18 protein-coding genes are annotated in these 22,123 nt (G+C 76.2%); 9 read left to right on the top strand and 9 right to left on the bottom strand.

All coding sequences use genetic code 11. From position 1 onward, the window contains the following. Positions 1-502: 502 nt before the first annotated feature. The 3 genes from GA0074696_RS11585 to GA0074696_RS11575 are packed head-to-tail and all read left to right on the top strand — an operon-like array spanning position 503 to position 5,370. Positions 503-1,558, top strand: coding sequence for an AAA family ATPase (locus tag GA0074696_RS11585; protein ID WP_088961109.1), 1,056 nt, complete (start codon positions 503-505; stop codon positions 1,556-1,558). Position 1,559: 1 nt separating this feature from the next. After that, complete coding sequence (locus GA0074696_RS11580; RefSeq protein ID WP_088961108.1) at positions 1,560-2,858, top strand: DUF58 domain-containing protein; 1,299 nt, start codon at positions 1,560-1,562, stop codon at positions 2,856-2,858. A 16-nt stretch (positions 2,859-2,874) separates the two neighbouring features. Continuing rightward, the gene (locus GA0074696_RS11575) at positions 2,875-5,370 is read left to right on the top strand and encodes a transglutaminase TgpA family protein (protein WP_088961107.1); all 2,496 of its coding nucleotides are present in this window, start codon (positions 2,875-2,877) and stop codon (positions 5,368-5,370) included. A gap of 246 nt (positions 5,371-5,616) precedes the next feature. Here GA0074696_RS11575 and GA0074696_RS11570 read toward each other — a convergent pair whose 3' ends face one another. From GA0074696_RS11570 to GA0074696_RS11530, 9 genes are all read right to left on the bottom strand, one after another. Continuing rightward, positions 5,617-6,015 (bottom strand): DUF3040 domain-containing protein, encoded by a 399-nt coding sequence (locus GA0074696_RS11570; protein WP_088961106.1) that lies wholly within the window; start codon positions 6,013-6,015, stop codon positions 5,617-5,619. A gap of 115 nt (positions 6,016-6,130) precedes the next feature. Next, entirely contained in the window at positions 6,131-7,390 is a 1,260-nt protein-coding gene (locus GA0074696_RS11565) for a DNA polymerase IV (RefSeq protein WP_088961105.1), read from the bottom strand. A gap of 38 nt (positions 7,391-7,428) precedes the next feature. Beyond that, entirely contained in the window at positions 7,429-8,595 is a 1,167-nt protein-coding gene (locus GA0074696_RS11560; RefSeq protein WP_088961104.1) for an alkaline phosphatase family protein, read from the bottom strand. A 4-nt stretch (positions 8,596-8,599) separates the two neighbouring features. Beyond that, complete coding sequence (locus GA0074696_RS11555) at positions 8,600-9,370, bottom strand: class I SAM-dependent methyltransferase (RefSeq protein WP_088964504.1); 771 nt, start codon at positions 9,368-9,370, stop codon at positions 8,600-8,602. 38 nt (positions 9,371-9,408) lie between these two features. After that, the gene (locus GA0074696_RS11550; RefSeq protein ID WP_088961103.1) at positions 9,409-9,588 is read right to left on the bottom strand and encodes a hypothetical protein; all 180 of its coding nucleotides are present in this window, start codon (positions 9,586-9,588) and stop codon (positions 9,409-9,411) included. A 97-nt stretch (positions 9,589-9,685) separates the two neighbouring features. Next, positions 9,686-13,081, bottom strand: a complete 3,396-nt coding sequence (locus GA0074696_RS11545) for an error-prone DNA polymerase (RefSeq protein WP_088961102.1) — start codon at positions 13,079-13,081, stop codon at positions 9,686-9,688. A gap of 198 nt (positions 13,082-13,279) precedes the next feature. Beyond that, positions 13,280-14,980: a DNA polymerase Y family protein gene (locus GA0074696_RS11540; RefSeq protein ID WP_088961101.1), complete on the bottom strand. Its 1,701-nt coding sequence runs from the start codon at positions 14,978-14,980 to the stop codon at positions 13,280-13,282. Next, a complete protein-coding gene (locus tag GA0074696_RS11535; protein WP_088961100.1) occupies positions 14,977-15,708 on the bottom strand; it encodes a hypothetical protein in 732 nt (243 codons plus the stop codon). The genes GA0074696_RS11540 and GA0074696_RS11535 overlap by 4 nt, the downstream gene beginning before the upstream one ends. 95 nt (positions 15,709-15,803) lie before the next feature. After that, a complete protein-coding gene (locus tag GA0074696_RS11530; RefSeq protein WP_088961099.1) occupies positions 15,804-16,253 on the bottom strand; it encodes an SAV_6107 family HEPN domain-containing protein in 450 nt (149 codons plus the stop codon). Between the two features lie 601 nt (positions 16,254-16,854). On the opposite strand from GA0074696_RS11530, the gene GA0074696_RS11525 reads away from it, so the two are divergent. The 6 genes from GA0074696_RS11525 to GA0074696_RS11500 are packed head-to-tail and all read left to right on the top strand — an operon-like array spanning position 16,855 to position 22,123. After that, positions 16,855-17,343, top strand: a complete 489-nt coding sequence (locus tag GA0074696_RS11525; RefSeq protein ID WP_088961098.1) for a YbaK/EbsC family protein — start codon at positions 16,855-16,857, stop codon at positions 17,341-17,343. Then, a complete protein-coding gene (locus GA0074696_RS11520) occupies positions 17,340-18,101 on the top strand; it encodes a monooxygenase (RefSeq protein ID WP_088961097.1) in 762 nt (253 codons plus the stop codon). The genes GA0074696_RS11525 and GA0074696_RS11520 overlap by 4 nt, the downstream gene beginning before the upstream one ends. Then, positions 18,098-18,682, top strand: a complete 585-nt coding sequence (locus GA0074696_RS11515) for a GNAT family N-acetyltransferase (RefSeq protein ID WP_088961096.1) — start codon at positions 18,098-18,100, stop codon at positions 18,680-18,682. Before GA0074696_RS11520 ends, GA0074696_RS11515 begins: the two co-directional genes overlap by 4 nt. Next, positions 18,682-19,497, top strand: coding sequence for a carotenoid biosynthesis protein (locus GA0074696_RS11510; protein ID WP_088964503.1), 816 nt, complete (start codon positions 18,682-18,684; stop codon positions 19,495-19,497). The genes GA0074696_RS11515 and GA0074696_RS11510 overlap by 1 nt, the downstream gene beginning before the upstream one ends. Beyond that, entirely contained in the window at positions 19,494-20,624 is a 1,131-nt protein-coding gene (locus tag GA0074696_RS11505; RefSeq protein WP_088961095.1) for a glycosyltransferase, read from the top strand. The genes GA0074696_RS11510 and GA0074696_RS11505 overlap by 4 nt, the downstream gene beginning before the upstream one ends. Positions 20,625-20,635: 11 nt before the next feature. Continuing rightward, positions 20,636-22,123, top strand: coding sequence for a phytoene desaturase family protein (locus GA0074696_RS11500; protein WP_088961094.1), 1,488 nt, complete (start codon positions 20,636-20,638; stop codon positions 22,121-22,123).

Genomic DNA, 22,123 nt, shown 5'->3' with positions numbered 1-22,123 from the left:
TGGATCCGCTCCCGGTGCGGCCCGCCCGGGCCAGGGCGGGCCCGGGGCGCACGCCGGCCGGCGGAGGGCACAAAAAAGCCCCTCGCGCAGGAGGGGCCGCCGTGCTGTCGCGCGTCAGCGCATCAGCACGGCCCGGTAAGAAGCAGGAAGACTCCGGCCATGACCGGCAGTGTACCCCGCCCGCCGGACGCGCGGGTGGCCCGCCACCGCGGGCCGGCGCCGGGCCGGCCGGGGCCACCCGCGGCCGGGGCCCGCGCCGATGCCGGCGCCGGTGCCCATCGTGATCATGGTGGGCACCGACAGCGACCGCCAGGTCCCCCGTTGCGGCGAATATTCGGGGCGTAACCGACCGTCTACCTGCGGGGGTCGGCGACAACGAGAAACATGGTTAGCCTGAGAACCAGTGAGATTTCTGCGGCAGACGTGGCTCGGCGTCGCGAACCCAACGGCGGGTCCAGGTGCTCTATACAGAGCTGCCGTTCCGGCGACGAGGAGGAGGCCCGTGACACAACAGACCTGGGACGAGGTGGGCGGCCTGCTGCCGCACGACCAGTTCCGCGCCGCCAGCGAAGCCATCGTGGCCAACATCGAGCAGGTCATCGAAGGCAAGACCGCGACCGTGCGCCTCGCCCTGGCCGTCCTGCTCGCCGAGGGACACCTCCTGATCGAGGACGTGCCGGGGGTCGGCAAGACCAAGCTGGCCAAGGCCCTCGCCCGCTCGATCGACTGCTCGGTCCGGCGCATCCAGTTCACCCCCGACCTGCTGCCCAGCGACGTCACCGGGGTCAGCGTCTACAACCAGGAGACGCACGACTTCGAGTTCCGTCCGGGCGCCGTCTTCGCCAACCTGGTGGTCGGCGACGAGATCAACCGGGCCTCGCCGAAGACCCAGTCGGCGCTGCTGGAGTGCATGGAGGAGCGGCAGGTCACCGTCGACGGGGTCACCTACCAGCTCCAGACGCCGTTCATGGTGATCGCCACCCAGAACCCGATCGAGATGGAGGGGACGTACCCCCTGCCGGAGGCCCAGCGCGACCGGTTCACCGCCCGGATCGCCATGGGCTACCCGGACCCCGGCGCCGAGCTGGCCATGCTGGACGGTCACGGCGCCACCGACCCGCTGCAGGAGCTGCGCCCGGTCTCCGACGCCGCGACGGTGCGCCAGCTGATCGCCACGGTCCGGCAGGTGCACGTCGCGGACGCGGTCAAGCAGTACGCGGTGGACCTGGTCACCGCCACCCGCGAGGCTCCCGACCTGCGCCTCGGCGCCTCCCCCCGCGCCACGCTCCAGCTGCTGCGCACCGCCCGCGCGGTCGCCGCGCTGGAGGGTCGCGACTACGTGCTCCCCGACGACCTGCAGGCGCTGGCGGTGCCGGTGCTGGCGCACCGGATCATCCCGACCGCCGACGCCCAGCTGGCCCGGCGCACCACCGACGCGATCGTCTCGGAGCTGGTGCACCGGCTGGCGCTGCCGCAGGAGCGCAAGCGCACCCCGTACGACACGCCGCGGCCCGCCGCGGGCAACGGCCGCGGGCCGTACGAGCCGCGGAGGCCGTGAGGTGCGCGACGGGCTGCGCGGCCTGACCACCCGCGGCCGCTCGTTCCTGGCGGCCGCGGTCGCGGCGGCGGTCTCCGCCGGCATCCTCGGCGAGAAGGACCTGCTGCGGGTGGCGGTGCTGCTCGCCGTCCTGCCGCTGCTCGCCGCGCTCTACGTCGGGCGCAGCCGCTACAAGCTGGCCTGCAACCGGTCGCTCGAGCCGCACCGGGTGCCGGTCGGGGCCAGCTCCCGGGTGGTGCTGCGCCTGCAGAACATGTCCCGCCTGCCCACCGGCACCCTGCTGCTGGAGGACCGGCTGCCGTACGCGCTGGGCAGCCGGCCCCGGGTGGTGCTGGAGCGACTCGGCGCGCTCCAGGCCAGTTCGGTGGCGTACACGGTCCGCGCCGACGTGCGCGGCCGGTACGAGGTGGGCCCGCTGGTGGTCCGGCTGACCGACCCGTTCGGGCTCTGCGAGCTGACCCGGGCCTTCCCCAGCACCGACCACCTGACCGTGATTCCCCAGGTCACCCCGCTGCCGACGGTCCGCCTCCCCGGCGAGTACGCCGGCAGCGGCGACAGCCGGGCCCGGTCGGTGGCGGTGCACGGCGAGGACGACGCCGCCACCCGGGAGTACCGGGTCGGCGACGACCTGCGCCGGGTGCACTGGAAGTCGACCGCCCGCACCGGTGAGCTGATGGTGCGCCGCGAGGAGCAGCCCTGGGAGAGCCGGGCCACCGTCGTGCTGGACACCCGGGCGTTCGGCCATCGCGGCGACGGCCCGACCGCCAGCTTCGAGTGGGCGGTCTCCGCCGCCGCGAGCATCGCGGTGCACCTGCGCCAGTCCGGCTACAAGCTGCGGCTGGTGACCGGCTCGGGTGCGGACGTGGACGCCACCGAGCTCGCCGGGGACGGCCTGCTCCTGGATCACCTGGCGGACGTCCGCCTCGACCAGCGCGGCGAGGTCGCCACCCTGGTGCAGCGGGTCCGGCAGCGCTCCGACGGCGGCCTGATCATCGCCCTGCTCGGTGCGGTGAGCACCGTCGAGGCCGAGCTGCTGGCCGGGCTGCGCGTCAACGGGGCGACCTGCGTCGCCTTCCTGTTGGAGAGCTCCACCTGGCTCAACCTGCCGGAGAAGGCCCGCGCCGAGTCGGAACGGGCGCACGGCGCGGCCGCGCTCGCCCTGCTCCAGGGCGGCTGGCGGGTGATCGGGGTGGACCACGGCGGCCGGCTGCCCGCGCTCTGGCCGCAGGCCGCCCGGGGCTCGCAGGGCTTCGCGTTGCGCGCGGCGCTCGCCGAGACGGTCGCCGGCGGCGTCCGATGACGGAAAGGGTGACGTCGTGATCGCGTCCCGGAACCTCGGCTTCGTGGCCGCCGCGGCGACTCTGCTCGCCGCGGCGCCGCTGTCTTCGATCTTCCAGCGCTGGACCTGGCTGATCGAGGCCGCCATCGCGGTGGCCGTGGTCGCCGGGGTGGCCGCGCTGACCCGGCTGGTCCGGGCTCCCCTGTGGGGCCAGGTGCTGGGCATGCTGGCCGGCCTGCTGCTCGCCCTGACCTGGCTCTTCCCGGGCGGCACCGAGCTGGTCGCGTTCCTGCCCACGCCGGCCACCCTGGCCCACTTCGGCGAGCTGTTGCAGGGCTCGGTGCAGGACATGCGCTCGTACGGCGTCGAGGTGCCGGACACCACCCCGCTGCTGTTCATCACCGTGCTCGGGGTGGGCTCGGTGGCGATCATGGTGGACGTGCTCGCGGTGGGGCTGCGCCGTCCGGCGCTGGCCGGCCTGCCGATGCTGGCGATCTACTCGGTGCCGGTGGCGGTCTACGTGGACAGCGTGCCCGCGCTGCCGTTCGTGGTCGGCGCCTCCGGCTACCTGTGGCTGCTGGTCACCGACAACGTCGACCGGGTACGCCGGTTCGGCCGCCGGTTCACCGGCGAGGGACGAGACGTCGACGTCTGGGAGTCCTCCCCGCTGGCCGCGGCCGGCCGCCGGCTGGCGGTGGTGGGCGTGGCGCTGGCCGTGGTGCTCCCGCTGGCCGTGCCCGGGATGACCGGTGGGCTGCTCAACCAGGTCGACTCGACCGGCAACGGCACCGGCAACGGGCGGCCCGGCCAGGGCGGCAGCCCCGGCCGGATCGACCTGTTCGCCGCGCTCAGCGGCCAGCTCAACCAGAGCGAGGTGGCCGAGATGGTCAAGGTGACCACCACCGAGCCGAGCCCGTTCTACCTGCGCTTCGGCGTCGCCGACGAGCTGCGGCCGGACGGCTTCCGGGTGCGCCCGCCCAACGGCCGGCGGGTGGACCGGGACCTGCCCGCCCCACCGGCCCGCCAGGGCGCCGAGCAGCAGCGGTACCAGGCCACCGTGGAGGTCACCCGCAACCTCGAGATGCCGCTCGTGCCGGTGTACGCCGACCCGGTCAACGTCGACGGTCTCAGCGGCAACTGGCTCTACGACTCGAACCTCGGGGTGGTCTTCTCCAACCGGGACAACTCCCGGGGCAAGCGCTACTCGTTCGAGTACGTCCGCTCGACGTTCACCCCGTCCGCCCTGCGCCGGGCCCGCTCCCTGCCCGCCGAGCACCCGATCGCCGTCCAGCAGACCCGGCGGCCGGCGGTGCAGCAGGTCGACCTGCTGGTGTCCCGGCTGGTCGAGGGCAAGCAGAACGACTACGACAAGGTCCGGGCGATCTACGACTACTTCTCCCGGGACAACGGCTTCAGCTACTCGCTGAGCACCAAGGGGGGCACCAGCGGCGAGGAGATCGTCGACTTCCTCACCAACAAGGTCGGCTACTGCCAGCAGTACGCGGCGGCGATGGCCTGGCTGGTGCGCTCCGCCGGCATCCCGGCCCGGGTGGCGTTCGGCTTCACCAACGGCACCAGCGCCGACGACGACACGTACGTGCTGACCAACCGCAACCTGCACGCCTGGACGGAGGTCTACTTCGACCAGCTGGGCTGGGTCCCGTTCGACGCGACCCCGGCGTACGCGGTGCAGGGCGCGAACCGCTCGGCCTGGGCCCCGGACAGCGACGCCCCGGACCCGGAGCCGTCGGAGACCAGCGCGCCGGGCGCCTCCCCGGAGGACCCGGCCGCCACGGCCGGGCCGGACCGGGAGGACGCCGCCGACCGGGACACCGACGCCGGCTTCGACGCGGCCGGCGGCGCCCCGACCCGGCGCGCGCCGAGCTGGCCCTGGTGGACGGCGGGCGCCGTGCTGGTGCTGATCGCCCTGCTCTGCCTACCGGCCCTGCGGCGGATGGCGCTGCGGCGTCGTCGCCACGGCCGGCCGGCCCGGGCGGTCGCCGCCGTCGCCGGTGCCGGCGGCCCGGACGGGGCGGGCGGGGCGGGCGCCGACGCGCCCGGCATGGTCGTGCTCGGCGCGGACCACGACCGGGCCCGCGCCGACGCGCACGCGGCCTGGGACGAGCTGCTGGACACGCTGGTCGACTACCGGGTACGCGTGGACCACACCGAGACGCCCCGGGCCACCGCCGAGCGGCTGGCCCGCGAGGCCGTCGCCGACGACACCGCGTCCGCGGCGGCGGTACGGCTGCTCGGCCGGGCGGAGGAGCGGGCCCGGTACGCCCGTGACCCGCTCACCGGTGAGCCGTTGCACCGGGCGTTGACAACGGTTCGGGGCGCCATCGCCGCCCGGTCGGACCGGCGCACCCGGTTCCTGGCGACTGTGCTGCCGCCGTCGGTGCTGCTGCGCTGGCGGCTGGCGGCGGCGGACTCGTCCTCCCGGCTGGTGGCGAGCGGCGGGCGGACCCGCTCACGGTTGCTGCGCTGGAACCCGCGCCGGCTGCTCGCCAACCGCTCCACCCGCCACGCCTGACCCGGCCCCCCACCCGCCTGGCCACGTGCTCGGGGCCGCCCCGGCCGAGCACTTTCAGAGAAAGCGTGGCTATTCTTCGCCGAATAGCCACGCTTTCTCTGAAAGTGCGTGAGGACAGCTCGGCGTGGGCGGGCCGGGGCCGGGGCTCGGATCGGGGCCGGACGTGCGGAAACGACGGAGGTGGCCGGACCTCGTCCGGCACCCACCGTCGTGGCGACGCCCACCCGCCTCAGGGGCGGTGAGCGTTCAGCGATGTCCCTCCGGACGCTGCCGCCACCGGTCCTCCATGCGGTCCAGCAGCGACGGCCGTCGACCACCCGCGCGCCCGCGCGGACGACGGCGACTCGTCGTGCCACCCACCACGTGCAGGTCGGGTGACTGCGACCGGCGATGCGACTGCACCGCGTAGCCCAGCGCGGCCAGCATGACGACGAAGCCCGCCACTGCCAGCGGCGGAGTCTTGATCACCGCGCCGTAGACCAACAGGGCCAGTCCGACGACGACCACGCCGGCAGCGACGAGCAGGCGACGCCGCGCGTGGAAACGCGGGTCGCTGGCGCGCACGGCCGAGGCGAATTTGGGGTCCTCGGCAAGCGACCGCTCGATCTGCTCGAACAGCCGCTGCTCGTGCTCCGAGAGCGGCACGGCACTCCTCCCCGGTCACGTTGGTCGGCCCGGTCGGGCCGACAGACCGTGGCAGCCATCCGGCTGCTTGCCGTCAAGTCTACGAGGGGGCTCGCGCGTCGGAAAGCGGGACGACCTACGGCCGGGTCGGATTTTCGCCTCTACGGGTATCACGCTTGCCGAGCAGACTGGCCGGACCTATGACGGACCGCCCGAAACGGGCAGCCGCGGCGTCGGCGGCAGCTTCCGCCTCCCGCCAGCCGCGCTCGGGCGCGCCGAGGGTCAGCTGCTGTGGCGTCTCCGTCACCCCGGCCAGCCCCTCCATTCGTACGCCGACCAGGCGGACGCGCTCGGCGGGGTCGAGAACGGTGTAGAGCGCCCAGGCGGTGTCGAAGATCTCCCGCGCGGTGTCGGTGGACACGCCGAGGGTGCGGGACCGGTTGACCGTGCGGAAGTCGGCCAGCCGGACCTTGAGCGAGACCGTCCGGCCGACCTGCCCGGCCCGGCGCATTCGGGCGCCGACCTTGTCACTGAGGGCGAGCAGGGCACGGCGGATCTCCACCGGGTCGGCGACGTCGGCGTCGAAGGTCACCTCGGCGCCGATCGACTTCTCCACGTGCTCGGGGCTGACCGTGCGCGGGTCGCGCCCCGAGGCCAACTCGTGCAGGTGGCTGGCGGACGCCTCGCCGACCGCCTTGCGGAGCATGCCGTACGGCGCCTCGGCCAGGTCGCCGATGGTGTTCAGGCCCAGCCGGCGCAGCGTCTCGGCGGAGCGCTCCCCCACCCCCCAGAGCGCGCCGACCGGCAGCGGGTGCAGGAACTCCAGCACCCGATCGGCCGGCACCACGAGCAGGCCGTCCGGCTTGGCCCGGGTGGAGCCGAGCTTCGCCACGAACTTGGTCGGGGCCACCCCGACCGAACAGGTCAGCTCCTGCTCGGCCGCCACCCGTTCGCGGATCCGGCGGGCGATCTCGGCCGGCGGCCCGAACAGCCGCCGGGCGCCGGCCACGTCGAGGAACGCCTCGTCCAGGGAGAGCGGCTCGACCAGCGGGGTGACGTCCCGGAAGATCTGCATGACCGCCCGGGAGGCCGCCGTGTACTGCGCGAAGTCGGGCGGGAGGTAGACCGCGTGCGGGCAGAGCGCCCGGGCGCGCATGGTGGGCATGGCGCTGCGGACGCCGTACCGCCGGGCCTCGTAGCTGGCGGAGCTGACCACGCCGCGGGGCCCGACGCCACCGACCACCACGGGCCGGCCGCGCAGCTCGGGGCGGCGACGCACCTCCACCGAGGCGAAGAAGGCGTCCATGTCGACGTGCAGGATCGGGCTGCCGGAGTCGTCGGCGTCCGGCCCGAAGCGCGGGTCACCGCCGCGCGGCAACGACTGGCTCCGACCCACTCCCGCAGGCTAACCCGCCGGTACGACAGCCCGACCGGTCAGCCCCGCACCACCAGCAGCGGGATGGTCAGCTCCGCCGCCGTGTCCGCCCCGTGGTACGCCACCAGCCGGGACACCGCGGGCGGCTCGGAGCGGCTGGCCAGCACGGCGTACGTGCCGTGGCAGGTCACCACGACGTCGCCGACGCGCCGCAGGTGCTCCTCCGGCACCGGGCCGAACCGCCCGGCGGCCACCGCCTCGTCCCGGGTCTCCACCCGGGCGGCCGGGCCGAGCACTGCCGACCAGGCGGCCACCACGTCGTCGACGGCGCCCGGCTCCACGTGCAGGTAGCGCACCCGCGGCTCCCCGGCGACGACCTGCACCCCGGCCCGCAGCCGGGAGTCGGTGTCCAGGTCGAAGCGGTGCGCGGCGGGCACGTCGAGCTGCCCGTGGTCGGCGGTGACCAGCAGCGCGGCGTCCGGCGGCAGCCCGTCGACGAGCCGGGCGAGCAGCGCGTCCACCTCGGCGGCGGCGATCCGCCACGGCGCGGAGTCGACGCCGGTCAGGTGACCGTGCCGGTCCAGGTCGGGGTGGTAGCCGGAGACCAGGGTCGGTCCGGGGCCGGCGGCGAGCGCGGCGAGCATCGTCGCCGCCAGGGCGTCCACCCCGGCGGCGCCCCGGTAGTCACCGCCCCGGTTGGCGGCCAGGGTCAACCCGCTGCCGGCGAACTCGGGGCGGCTGACCACGGTCACCGCGACGCCGGCCGCCCGGGCCCGCTCCCACTGGGTACGGACCGGCTGCCAGGTCAGCGGCTCCGGGTCGCCGGCCCACTCGATGTGGTTGAGCACCCGGTCGGTGCCGGGCACCCGGACGGTGAAGCCGAGCACCCCGTGCGACCCGGGCGCGACGCCCGCGCCGAAGCTCACCAGGCTGGTCGGGGTGGTGGAGGGAAAACCCGAGGTCAACGGCCGACCGACGGTGGCGGCGAGCCCGGCCAGGGTTGGCGCGTACGGCGCGGCCGTCGGGATCTGGTACCAGCCGAGCCCGTCGACCAGGAGCACGGCGATCCGCCGCACCCCGGCCAGCCGGGGGGTGAGCCCGAGCAGGTCGACCGCGCCGGGCACGCCGAGCACCGCCAGCACGCTGGGCACCACGTCGGCGAGGCTGCCGCCGCCGTAGCGGGGCGCCACGACGTCCAGCGGATCGGGCGGTGCCGCCGAGGTCATGCCGTCATGCCGGCCGGCGGGCGAACAGGTGCAGCTGGGCGGCGAGGTCCCGGTACGGCGACCGGGCGGCGAGAGCCCGCTCCAGCTCGACCAGGTTGCCCGGCTGGCCGTCGGCCACGGCGGCGGGAAGCAGGTCGGCGAGGACGCGTACCCCGTGGATCTCCTCGACGGTGAGCCCGGCGGCGCGCAACAGCGCGGCGGCGCCGTCGGCGTCGAAGCGCCGGCGCAGGGTGTCCCGCGGCCCGGCGGAGCCGTCCGGGGCGGCGGCGAGCGCGGCGGCGACGTCCAGGTGGCCGTTCATCGCCCGGGCCAGCACGGCGGCGGCCCGGCCGGCGACCAGCACGCTGGCCGCGCCCCCGGGTCGCAGCGCGGCGGCCAGCGCGGTGACCACCGGCGTCGGGTCGTCGACCACCTCCAGCACGGAGTGGCAGAGCACCAGGTCGGCGCTGGCCGGTTCGACCAGCCCGGCCAGGGCGTCGCCGTCGCCCTGCACGGCGCGTACCCGGGCGGCGACCCCGGCCTCGGCGGCCCGGCGGGTCAGCGCGGCGAGCGCGTCGGGGCTGGCGTCGACCACGGTGACCCGGTGCCCGGCCTGGGCGAGCGGGACGGCGAAGCCGCCGGTCCCGCCGCCGACGTCGAGCACGGTCAGTTCGGCGTCGGCACGTCGGTCCAGCTCGGCGGCGAGGACCGACCAGATGACAGCGGTACGGGGGGTCAACGGCGGCCCGGTGAACCGGCCTCGGGTGGTCTGCTCCACCCGGTCGAGCCTAGTCACCCGCGCCACCGGACCCCCCGCAGGCGGTACCGCGCTGGTCAGGACTCGCCGCCGGCGGCGGGGTCCTCCTCCGCGCGGGACCGGTTCGCGTTGGCCACCGGGCCGTCGTGCACCTGGTACTCGCGCGTCTCCACGTCCTGCGCCGGCGCCCAGCCGGCCGCGAGCCGGGTGCGCCGGGCGTTCGCCACGCCGCCGGTGTGCATGCTGTTCGACGTCATCGCGTCTTCCCCCTTGCCGCGAGCGGGCCACTCTGCCCGCACGTGCCGGAAGTCTCCCGCCTGGCGCCCGGGGAAACCGTAATGTGGATCACTGGAATCAACGGAAATCCCGGGACGCCGGGCTGACCGGTGGCTCGATGGCGTCCAGCCGGTCCGCGGTGAGGCTGGTGACTCCCTCGTGCCGCTGCAACCGGCCTCGCACCACCAACGCCGCGCTGGTGCGGGCGATACGACGGTAGCGCTGCCACAGCCCCGGGGAGCAAGTGACATTGAGCATCCCCGTCTCGTCCTCCAGGTTGAGGAAGGTGACCCCGCCGGCGGTCGCCGGCCGCTGCCGGTGGGTGACGATCCCGCCGACCCGGATCCGCCGGCCCGGCTCCACCCGGCCGAGCCGGGCGATCGGCACCGCGCCGAGGGCGTCGAGCCGGTCGCGGATGAACCGGGCCGGGTGGCTCTCCGGGGACAGCCCGGTCGCCCAGACGTCGGCGACCAGCCGGTCCACCGCCTCCATCCCGGGCAGGGTGGGCGCGGCCGTCCCGGTCACCGTGCCGGGCAGCCGGCCCGGCCGGTCCTGGGCCGCCGCGCCGGCGGCCCAGAGCGCCTGCCGCCGGGTCAGCCCGAAGCAGGCGAAGGCGTCCGCGGTGGCCAGCGCCTCCAGCTGCGCGGCGGTGAGCCCGACCCGCCGGGACAGATCCGGCATGTCCCGGTACGGCCCGTGCGCCGCCCGCTCCGCCTCGATCCGCTCGGCCACGTCCTCGCCGAGGGTACGCACGCTGCCGAGCCCGAGCCGGACCGCCGGCCCGCCCAACCCCCAGGCGTGCGGCGGCTCCCCCGGCTGGCTCCCCCACCGGGTCTGGTGCGTCGACTCCAGCACCGCCTTGGCCCCGCTGGCGTTGATGTCCGGCCGGCGTACCTCCACGCCGTGCCGGCGGGCGTCGTCGACCAGGGTCTGCGGCGAGTAGAAGCCCATCGGCTGGGCGTTGAGCAGCGCGGCCAGGAACGGCCCCGGGTGGTAGCGCTTGAGCCAGGAGCTGGCGTAGACCAGGTAGGCGAAGCTCATCGCGTGGCTCTCCGGGAAGCCGTAGCTGGCGAAGGCGGTGAGCTTGCGGTAGACGTCGTCGGCCAGCTCGCCGGTGATGCCCCGCTCGGCCATCCCGGCGTAGAGCCGGTCGGCGATCTGCGTCATCCGCTCCACCGAGCGCTTGGACCCCATGGCCCGGCGCAGCTGGTCGGCCCCGGCCGCGTCGAAGCCGGCCAGGTCGATCGCGAGCTGCATGAGCTGCTCCTGGAACAGCGGCACGCCGAGGGTCTTCTCCAGCGCGTTGCGCATCAGCGGGTGCGGGAAGGTCACCGGCTCCTGGCCGTTCTTGCGCCGGATGTACGGGTGCACCGAGCCGCCCTGGATCGGGCCGGGCCGGATCAGCGCCACCTCGACCACCAGGTCGTAGAACTCGCGGGGCTTGAGCCGGGGCAGGGTGGCCATCTGGGCGCGGCTCTCCACCTGGAACACCCCGACCGAGTCGGCCCGGCAGAGCATGTCGTAGACCTCGGGGTCGTCCAGCGTCATGTCGCCCAGGTCGAGGGTCGTCCCGATCATGTCGTAGCCGTAGTGCAGCGCGGAGAGCATGCCCAGGCCGAGCAGGTCGAACTTGACCAGGCCGACGGCGGCGCAGTCGTCCTTGTCCCACTGGAGCACGCTGCGGCCGGGCATCCGGCCCCACTCCACCGGGCACACCTCGATCACCGGCCGGTCGCAGATCACCATCCCGCCGGAGTGGATGCCCAGGTGCCGGGGGAACGTCTGCAGCTCGTTGGCGTACGCGACCACCTGCTCGGGGATGTCCTCGACGTCGACCGACGCCACCGAGCCCCACCGGTCGATCTGCTTGCTCCAGGCGTCCTGCTGGCCCGGTGAGAAGCCGAACGCCTTGGCCACGTCCCGCACCGCCGAGCGGGGCCGGTACGAGATGACGTTGGCGACCTGCGCGGTGTGCTCCCGGCCGTACCGGGTGTAGACGTGCTGGATCACCTCCTCCCGGCGGTCGGACTCGATGTCCACGTCGATGTCGGGCGGGCCGTCGCGTTCCGGGGCGAGGAAGCGCTCGAAGAGCAGCCGGTGCCGGACCGCGTCCACGTTGGTGATCCGCAGCGCGTAGCAGACCGCCGAGTTCGCCGCCGAGCCCCGACCCTGGCAGTAGATGTCCTGCTCGCGGCAGAACGTGACGATGTCGTAGACCACCAGGAAGTAGCCGGGGAAGCCCAGCTCCTCGATCATCTTCAGCTCGTGCTCCAGCTGCGCGTACGCCTCCGGGTGCGCCTCGGGCGGGCCGTAGCGCTCCCGGGCGCCCTGCATCGTCAGGTGCCGCAGCCAGCTCATCTCGGTGTGCCCCGGCGGCACCGGGTACGCCGGCAGCTGCGGCGCGACGAGCTGGAGGTCGAAGGCGAGCTCGGCGCCGAACTCCGCGGCCCGGGCCACCGAGCCCGGGTACGCGGCGAACCGCGCCGCCATCTCCGCGCCGCTGCGCAGGTGGGCGGTGGCGGCGGCGGGCAGCCAGCCGTCGATCTCGTCCAGGCTGCGCCGGGCCCGGACGGCGGCCAGGGTGGTGGCGAGCCGGCGCCGGGCCGGGGTCGCGTAGTGCACGTTGTTGGTGGCCACCGTGGGCAGCCCGGCGGCGGCGGCCAGCTCGGCGAGGGCGTCGTTGCGGTCGGCGTCGACCGGGTGGCCGTGGTCGGTCAGCTCCACCGCCACCGTCTCGGCGCCGAAGAGGGCGGTGAGCCGGTCCAGCTCGCGGGCCGCCGCGTCGACGCCCTCGGTGAGCAGCGCGCCCGGCACGTGCCCCTTGCGGCAGCCGGTCAGCACCAGCACGTGGTCGCGCAGCTCGGCGGCGACCTCCTCCAGCTCGCCGTAGACCGGGCGGCCCTTCTCCCCGCCGCGCAGCTGGGCGCGGGCGATGGTGGCGGCCAGCCGGGCGTACCCCTCGTGGCCGTGGGCGAGCACCAGCAGGTGCGCGCCGTGCGGGTCGGGCTCGCCGTTCTGCGGGCCCGGCAGCCCGAGGGAGAGCTCGGCGCCGAAGATCGTCGGCAGGTGCAGCGCGCGGGCCGCCTCGGCGAAGCGGACCACGCCGTAGAAGCCGTCGTGGTCGGTGACGGCGAGCGCGGTGAGCCCCAGCCGGGCGGCCTCCTCGGCCAGCTCCTCGGGATGGCTGGCGCCGTCGAGGAAGCTGAAGTTGGTGTGCGCGTGCAGCTCGGCGTAGGGCACCGTGCCGTCCGGGTGGGGCAGCTCGGGCGCCTCGTACTGCTGGCGCTTGCGGCTCCAGGCCGGGGCGTCGCCGCCGTCGGCGTCGACCGCGAGCGGGTCGACCACGTGCAGGTGCCGCTCCTCGCGCGACCGGCCACCCCGCGGCCTCCCGCCGCCGCCCGACCCGCCGCCGGGTCGCCCGGAGAGCACCCGTTCCAGCTCTGACCAGGGCAGCTTGGGGTTGTGGAAGCTCATCTGGCCGCCCCCGCGGGCAACCGGGTCCCGACGGCCGGCTCCACCGACGAAAGGGTCGGTGAGCGATATGCCGGAGAGTCATAAATATGCCTGCCAGTCATATCGCTCACCGGGGCATCCGCCCCCGACCCGGAGCGGACCGACCGGTCGGGCGCGCCGGCTCCGCGAGGGAACCGCCCCGGACCGGACGGGACCGGCTCAGTCATAGATCGCCTCCACCAGCCACTGGCCGGCCTCGACCGCCAGCAGCAGGGCGGCGCCGTCGGCCAGGCAGACCTGGAACCGGGCCCGGCGCCGGGCCTCGGCGGGCGCCCACCAGCGCTCGTCCACCGGCCACGGCCCGGCCCAGCCGACGATCTCGACCGGTCGGGCCGTGCCGACGGCCAGTCGGGCCGGCGCGGCGCTCACCGTCAGGCGCGCGCTGACCACGACCGGCTCACCGGCAGCGTCGTGCACGGTCGCGGTGAGCGGGGTGGGCAGCACCACGGCCGGTGCGGGCGGCGGCAGCCGGCCCGGCCACGGCGGGACGGCGCTCCCGCCGCCGCCGGCCCGGCCGGCGCCGGCGGAGCGGCCGGCAGCGGACCCACCGGCGGCCGGGCCCGCGCCGGCGGGGCCACCGGCGGCCCGGTCGGCGCCGAGGGCCGGCTCGCCGGGCAATGCCGGCGGGCCGGGGCGGGCCGGGATCCGCTCGTCGCCCCAGGGGACCAGGTGGGTCTGGTCGGCCGGGGAACGACCGCCGCCGAGCACGGCGGTCACCACCGCCTCCGGGCCGAGGATGCCCTGCACCCGGCTCAACGCCCGGTGCGCCCGCTCCCGCTCCTCGCCGGTCTCCCCCCACAGGCCGGGTTGCAGCCCCGCCTGGGCCAGCACCCCGTCGGGGACCAGCCGCAGCCGGACGATCCCGGCGGTCGGCCGGGCCGGGCGGGCGCCGGCCCGGCCGGTGCTGCCGGAGAGCCAGCCGTCGAGCTGCCACCGGACCCGGTCGGCGATGGCCGCGGCGGTGAGCAGGCCGTCGTGCCGCCAGACCCGGTGCAGCTCCTGGCCGTGCGCGGTGACCGCCTCGATGCCGAGCCGGGTGCAGGCCAGCCCGTGCGCGGCGAGCCGGTCGTGCAGCCGCTCGGCGAGCGCGCGGGCGGCGAAGGCGGCCGCGTCGACCCGGTCGAGCGGCTCGTCGTGGTCGGCGGTCACCGCCAGGTCGACCGGGGGCTGCCGGACGGCCAGCGGGCGGTCGTCCCGCCCGGCGGCGAGCCGGTGGGCCAGCGCCCCGTCGAGGCCGAACCGGGCCAGCACGTCGCCGGCGGGCAGCGCCGCGAAGTCGCCGAGGGTACGCACGCCGAGCCGGCGCAGCAGGTCGGCCAGCGCGGGACGGCCGAGCGCCTCGACCGGCAACCCGGTCAGGAACTCCGGCGTCCCGCCCGGGGGTACGACCCGACCGGCGCGCGCGGCCAGCCCGGCGGCGAAGACCCCGTCGGCGATGCCGACCTGGCTCTCCACCGCGCAGGCCTGGGCCACCTGCTCGACGATCCGTTCGGCGGCCGCCTCCTCACCGCCGAGGTAGCGGCTGGGGCCCCGGGCGGCCACCGCGCAGGCGCCGGGGCGTACCACCTCGACGCCGGCGACGACCTCCTCGACGGCGGCGACCACCGGTTCGAAGGCGCGGGCGTCCCGCCCCGGGTCGTGGTCGACGACGGTCAGCTGCGGGCAGCGTCCCTGCGCCTCCCGCCGGCGCAGGCCCCGCCGTACCCCCTCGGCGCGGGCCTGCTCGGAGCAGGCCACCACCCGGTTGGCGTGCAGCACGGCGACCGGGCCGGTGGCGGGCACCCCGTCGACGATCTCGGCGGCGATGACCGGCCAGTCCGGACACCAGAGCAGCAGGGTGCGCACCGGCGTGCCGGTCACGCGGACCCGACCACGGTGAGCGCGCCACGCCGGGGGCGGCCGACGCCGCCCACCGTGGACGGCCGGGGGATGACCCGGGTGAGCCCGTCACCGGGCAGCCAGACCTTGATCTCCTTGGGGCGGGCGGCCGCGCCGCGCCCGCGCGCCGACACGGTCACCTCGCGGCGGCGCAGCCGGCCCCGGCCCGACCCCAGCCCCTCCCAGACCCCGCGGACCACCTGGAGGGTGACGTCCGCGCCGTCCCACCGGCCGTATGGGACGAGCACGCTGCCGCGCTGCCGGGCCCGGGCGGCGAGCCGGTTGGCGACCGAGGCGGAGACGGTCTGCGGTACGGCGGTCACCACCACGTCGACCCCGTCGATCAGCGCCGCGACGACGGTGGGCCACTCCGGGCCGGGGTCGGGCACCAGGGCGAGCCGGTCCAGCGCGATCCCGATCTCGGCGGCCGCGCCGGCCCCGAAGGTCGGCACCCCGACCACCGCGCACCAGGAGCCGGCCCGGGACGCCTCGGCGAGCAGCGCCAGGACCAGGGAGGTGCCACCGCTGCGTCGGGGCTGGCCGGCGGAGACCGCGATCGTGCTGCCCCGGCGCAGCCCGCGGTTGGGCAGCAGGCCGGTCAGCTCGGGCGCCACCGGGAGCACCCGGTGGCCGCCGGCCGGGTCCGGCGCGCTCGCCGGGCGCACCAGATCGGCCAGTGCGGCGGAACCGACCACCATGCGGCCCGCCATGGGACCAACCCCCCGTCGTGTTTCTGCTGGATCAGGTGTCGCTTGTCGGATGGGGCGCCGGGTGTGCCCGGCGGGGGAACCCGGGCGGTGCCGGGTCAGGCGGCGAGGCCGTCGAGGGTCGGCTGGTGGGCCAGGCCGAGCGCGGTCTCCACCACCGAGACGAACTGCTCGGCGGCCCGGAGCAGGTCGTCGGCCTCCCGGGCGCTCACCACGCGGGGTATCCCCGCCTCGGCGGCGGCCCGCTTGCCGGCGCCGGCGGCGAAGTAGGCGGACCACTCGTCGAGCTCGGGGGCGACCGTGGAGAGCAGGACCCAGACGCTGGTGATCCGGTGACGTCGGGCGGGCGCGGGGCGGGCGCGGGCGGCGAGCAGGGCCGCGGCCGCGCGCAGCGCGGCGAGGTGGGCGGCGGCGTAGCGCAGCCCGTCGGGGCGGGTCTGGGCGGCCTCGCTGAGCCCGATCCGGGCCACCGCGAGGAGCTGGGCCGGGGTGCGGTGCGGCAGCACGTGCGCGGGCACCGTCGGTGCCTGGGCCGGGTTGGTCGGCATGACTGTCTCCTCCGCGTGACCGGGGCGGGCGCGACGCGCGGCGGAAGGGGATCCGTCGGCGGGCGCCCGGAGCGGGTGGTGCGGAGGAAGACGCACCGGATGGGGGCCGGCCGGGTGTGGACGCTTCCCCACACCACACCCGGCCGGCGAACCGGCGGGTTCGTCGTCCGCCGCCCGGGGGTCGTGGGCGGCGAACGACGATCCTGCCTTGACGGGACCGGGCTCGCGACTGCCCGGAACCCGGTGCGGTCCGCGAAACCGCACCTCTCCCGGAAGCCGGAGCCGCGAAACACCACTCCCGGGCGTTGGAACGGGCGTACGACTCAATCGAACACTCGTTCTAACTGCTCCCGACAGTACACCCTCCCTCCGACGAAAACGCAACGTGTGACGTCCGGCGTGCCGCCGTCTCCGGGGAGCGCGGGGATCGGGCCGGGAGCGGGCGCGCCGGCGTGGGCGCGGAGATTCAGGGCGCGCACAGCAGCGGCAAGCCGCAGCGGAGCCGGCTCCCCCGGGTGCCGCCCGCCGCCCCCGACACCCGCCACGCCGACCGGACCCGACCGGCTCCACCGGGCCGGGGCGTACCGGGAAGAATGGGGGCATGCAGCCACACCCGAACGTGCAGGCGGTGCAGGCGGCCCTGGACGGCGCGGGCGCGCGCGACAGCGCGGGCGCGCCCAGCCTCGTCCGCCTGCTGCCCGAGGCGGTCCACACCGCGGCCGCAGCCGCCGCGGCGCTCGGCGTCGACGTCGGCGCCATCGCCAACTCGCTGGTCTTCGAGGCCGACGGCGAGCCACTGCTGGTGCTGACCTCCGGCGCGCACCGGGTGGACACCGCCGAACTGGCCGCCCGGCTGGGGGTCACCCGGCTGCGTCGGGCCACCCCGGAGTTCGTCCGGGAACACACCGGCCAGGTGATCGGCGGGGTCGCCCCGGTGGGCCACCCCCGCCCGCTGCGCACCCTGGTCGACACCGCCCTGCAGGAGTACGCCGAGATCTGGGCGGCCGGCGGGGTCCCCCAGGCGGTCTTCCCCAGCACGTACGCGGACCTGCTGCGGATCACCGCCGGCACCCCGGCCGAGGTGGCGTGAGCGAGCCCGGCGGGGCGACTGCCGGCGACACCGTTCCCGAGCTGGTCACCCTGCACGTGTGGCGGATCTCCCGGGCCGCGCTGCCCCGGGCGCTCACCCGGATGGCGCTCGACCCGCGCCGGCTGCGCGCCACCCCGGGCGTACGGTTCGGCAAGCTGCTCGGCACCGGGACCGGCACCGGCTTCGGGCCCGGCGACGCCGACCTGACCCGGTGGGCGGCGCTGACCGTCTGGGACTCCCCCGCCGCCGCCGACGGCTTCGACGCCTCCCCGGTCGGCCGCGCCTGGGCCCGGATCGCCCGGGCCACCGTCCGGGTCGACCTGCGCCCGGTGAGCAGCCGGGGCGAGTGGTCCGGCCGGCGCCCGTTCGGCGACCCGCCCGGCGGCCGGGTCGGCGGACCGGTGCTGGCGCTGACCCGGGCCCGGCTGCGGCCCCGCCGGGCGGCCACCTTCTGGACGGCGATCCCCCCGGTGGCCGCCGCGCTGCACGCCGCGCCCGGGCTGCTCGCCCGGTTCGGCGTCGGCGAGGCCCCGCTGGGCTGGCAGGGCACGGTCAGCGTGTGGCGCGATCCCGCGGACCTCGTGGCGTTCGCGTACCGTCACCCGGAGCACCGCGCCGCGATCAGCCGCACCCCCACCGAGGGGTGGTACGCGGAGGAGCTCTTCGCGCGGTTCGAGGTGCGCGACGTGGTCGGCGACCGGACGGTGCTGGGGTGGGTCGCCGACGGCGACGCGGCAACGGTGAAGGGACACGCATGAGGTTGGTGCGGTGGACGCCGGACGATCTCGTCCGGCGGCTGGACGACGTGGTCGCCGTCTACGGGGAGGCGATGAACTACCGCGCCGACCTGCTGGAGGCGCGCCGCGGCTACATCGCCACCCACGTGCGCCGCCCCGGCTTCCGCGCCGTCGCCAGCCTCACCACCGACGGCCGGCTGGCCGGCTTCGGGTACGGCTACCTGGGCGCGCCCGGGCAGTGGTGGCACGACCAGGTGCACCGGGCCCTGGACCCGCAGGCCCGCCGGCGCTGGCTGACCGACTGCTTCGAGGTGGTGGAGCTGCACGTCCGGCCACCGGCGCAGGGGCACGGCCTGGGCATCCGACAGTTGACCGCCCTGCTCACCCTCGCCGAGGGCGCCACCACCCTGCTGTCCACCCCGGAAGCCGACGAGCAGACCTCGCGGGCCTGGCGGCTGTACCGGCGGTTCGGCTTCGTCGACGTGCTGCGGCACTTCCACTTCCCCGGCGACGAGCGGCCCTTCGGCGTGCTCGGCCGGGACCTGCCGCTGGCCGTCGCCGACCCGGCCGCCACCGTCGGGTCCGGCCCGGCCGCGCGGTGATCCGACGGCGAGCCCCCTGGGCGTTGCTGGCGGTCGGAGTCCTCGCCCAGATCTGCTACCCGCTCACCACCGGGACGACCCGGGCCCGGCTGACCGTGGCCACCGTGCTGCTGGGCTACCTGCTCGCGGTCGGCCACGCCCTGCTGAGTCGCGGCCCGCGTACGGCGGGGGCGCTGGTCGCGGTGGCCACCGGCGGGGGCTTCGCGATCGAGGCCCTCGGGGTCGCCACCGGCTTCCCGTTCGGCAGCTACGACTACTCCGGGGAACTCGGTCCGAAGCTGGCCGGGGTGCCGCTTATCATCCCGCTGGCCTGGACCTGGATGGCGTGGCCCGCCTGGCTGGCCGCCGTCCGGCTGACCGCGTCCGGGCCCGGGCGGATCGCGCTGGCCGCCGTGGGGCTGGCCGCCTGGGACCTCTTCCTCGACCCGCAGATGGTGGCCGAGGGCTACTGGGTGTGGCGTGACGCCGATCCGGCCCTGCCCGGGCTGCCCGGCATCCCGGTCAGCAACTACCTGGGCTGGCTGCTCTTCGCGGTGCTGCTGATGAGCGCGCTGCGCCCGCTGGCCGGGCCGTCCGTCGCGGTCACCGACTCCCGGGACGACCCGATGTTCGCGCTCTACCTGTGGACGTACTTCTCCAGCGTGCTGGCCCACGCGGTCTTCCTCGACCTGCCCGCCTCGGCGGCCTGGGGCGCGGCCGGCATGGCGGTGGCGGCGGTGCCGCTGGCGGTGACGCTGGTCCGCGCCCGCCGGCACGGCGACGACCGGCGGGCACCCCGCCGACCGGCGCGTCCCGGCGTCGACGCCACCGCATGAGCGCGGCGGTCCTCGCCCTGGTCCTCGCGCTCGCCGCGCTGACCGCGCACACCGGGGTCAACGCGGGCCGCTGGCTGCGCCGCCCCGCCGGCGGGCCGGTCGAGGTCACCGAGCCGGTGGCGGTGCTGCTGCCGCTGCGCGACGAGGCGGCCCGGCTCACGCCCTGCCTGCGGTCGCTGCTCGCCCAGCGGGGGGTGCCGCGGCTGCGGATCGTGGTGCTCGACGACTCGTCGACCGACGGCACCGCCGACGTGGTCCGCGCCGTGGCCCGTGACGATCCCCGGGTCACCCTGCTCACCGGGGTCAACCCGCCGCCGGGCTGGCTGGGCAAGCCGCACGCCTGCCACCAGCTCGCCGGCCGGGCCGATCCGGCCGCCACCGCGCTGGTGTTCGTCGACGCCGACGTGGTGCTCGCCCCGTACGCGGTCGCGGCGGCGGTCACCGAGCTGCGCGCCGCCGGGGCGACGCTGCTGTCGCCGTACCCCCGGATCGTGGTGCGGACGGCGGCCGACCGGCTGGTGCAGCCGCTGTTGCAGTGGTTGTGGCTGACCTTCCTGCCGCTGCGCGCGATGGAACGCTCGCCGCGGCCGTCGCTGGCCGCCGCCGGCGGGCAGTTCCTGGTGGTGGACCGGGCCGGCTACGACCGGGCCGGCGGGCACGCCGCGGTGGCCGACAAGGTGCTGGAGGACATCGAGCTGGCCCGGGCGGTCAAGCGCTCCGGCGGGCGGATCGCCCTCGCCGACGGCTCCGGGTTGGCCACCTGCCGGATGTACGAGAACTGGCGGCAGCTGCGCGACGGCTACAGCAAGTCGCTCTGGGCCTCCTTCGGTCACCCGGCCGCGGCGGCGGTCGTGGTGGCCCTGCTGCTCCTGCTCTACGCCGCTCCCCCGCTGGTCGCCGTCGCGGCGCTGGTTGCCGGCGCGCCGGTGGTGGCCGTGCTCGCCACCGGCGGCTACCTGCTCGGGGTCGCCGGGCGGGTGCTCAGCGCCCGGGCCACCGGTGGGCGGGCCTGGCCCGACGCGCTGGTACACCCCGTGTCGGTCGTGGTCCTCGGTTGGCTGACTTTGCGGTCGTACCATCTGCGGAAGCGGCGACGTCTGTCCTGGCGGGGCCGCCCGGTCAGCTAGGAGGACGCGGCATGGCGCGGATCGTGGTCGTCGGCGCCGGGGTGGGCGGCCTGGCCGCCGCCGCCCGGTTGGCCGTCACCGGGCACGAGGTCACCGTCTTCGAACGCGCCGACACCGTCGGCGGCAAGCTCGGCCGGTACGCGCACCACACCCCGGCCGGCTCGTTCCACTTCGACACCGGCCCCAGCCTGTTCACCCTGCCCCAGGTCTTCCACGACCTGTTCGAGGCCACCGGGGCCAAGCTCGACGAGTACCTCGACCTGGTGCCGCTGGACCCGATCGTGCGGCACGTCTTCCCCGGCGACGGGCCGGTGCTGGACTCCTGCGCCGACCCGGCCGAGTTCGCCGCCCGGATCGGCGCGGCCCTCGGCGACCGGGCGGCCGCCGACTGGCAGCGGCTGTGGCGCCGGGCCGGCCGGGTCTGGGAAGCCTCGCACCGGGACATCCTGCGCCGGGCCGTCGGCTCGCCGCGCGACCTCGCCGCGCTGGCCTGGCGGCTGGGCGACCTGGCCGCCATCGGTCCCGGCCGCAGCCTGCGCGGGCTGGGCCGGTCGCAGCTGTCCGACCCGCGGCTGCGGATGCTGCTCGACCGGTACGCCACCTACACCGGCGCCGACCCGCGCCGCGCCCCGGCCGCGCTGGTCGCCGTCCCCTACGCCGAGCTGACCTTCGGCGGCTGGTACCTGCGCGGCGGGCTGGGCACCCTGGCCGACGCGCTGCTGTCGCGCTGCCTGGACCTCGGCGTGGTCGTGCAGACCGGCGCCACGGTCACCCGGATCGACGCCGCGGGCGGCCGGGTGCACGGGGTACGCCTCGCCGGCGCCGCCGCGCCCGTCCCCGCCGACGTGGTGGTGGCCAACACCGACGCGCTCACCCTCTACCGGGACCTGCTGCCCAGCCCCCGCCGGCTGGCCGGGCTGACCGACCGCAGCCTGGCCGGCTTCGTGCTGCTGCTCGGGGTACGCGGCGACTCCGGGCTGGCCCACCACAACGTGTTCTTCCCGCGCGACTACGACGCCGAGTTCGACGCGGTCTTCGGCGACCCGGGGCGGGGCGTCCGGGCCCGGCCGGCGGCCGACCCGACCGTCTTCGTCACCGTCGCCGACGACCCGATGGTCCGTCCGGACGGGCACGAGTCGTGGTTCGTGCTGGTCAACGCCGCCCGCCACGGCACCGCCGCCGGGGCGGTGGACTGGCGCCGGCCGGGGCTCGCCGAGGCGTACGCCGACCGGATCCTCGACGTGCTCGCCGAGCGGGGCGTCGACGTCCGCGACCGGCTGGTGTTCCGGGAGGTGCGTACCCCCGCCGACCTGGACGCGGCGACCGGCGCGCCGGGCGGCACGATCTACGGCACCGCGGGCGGGCTGCTGCGCCCGGCCAACCGGGGCCCGGCCCACGGGCTCTGGCTGGTCGGCGGCTCCAGCCACCCCGGCGGCGGCCTGCCGATGGTGGCCCTCTCCGCGCAGATCGTCGCCGAGGAGATCGGCCCGGCCTGGTAA

The organism is Micromonospora purpureochromogenes (assembly GCF_900091515.1).
Lineage (GTDB): Bacteria > Actinomycetota > Actinomycetes > Mycobacteriales > Micromonosporaceae > Micromonospora > Micromonospora purpureochromogenes.
The sequence above is the reverse complement of the archived record's forward strand: the minus strand, read 5'-3'. Positions and strand labels throughout refer to the sequence as shown.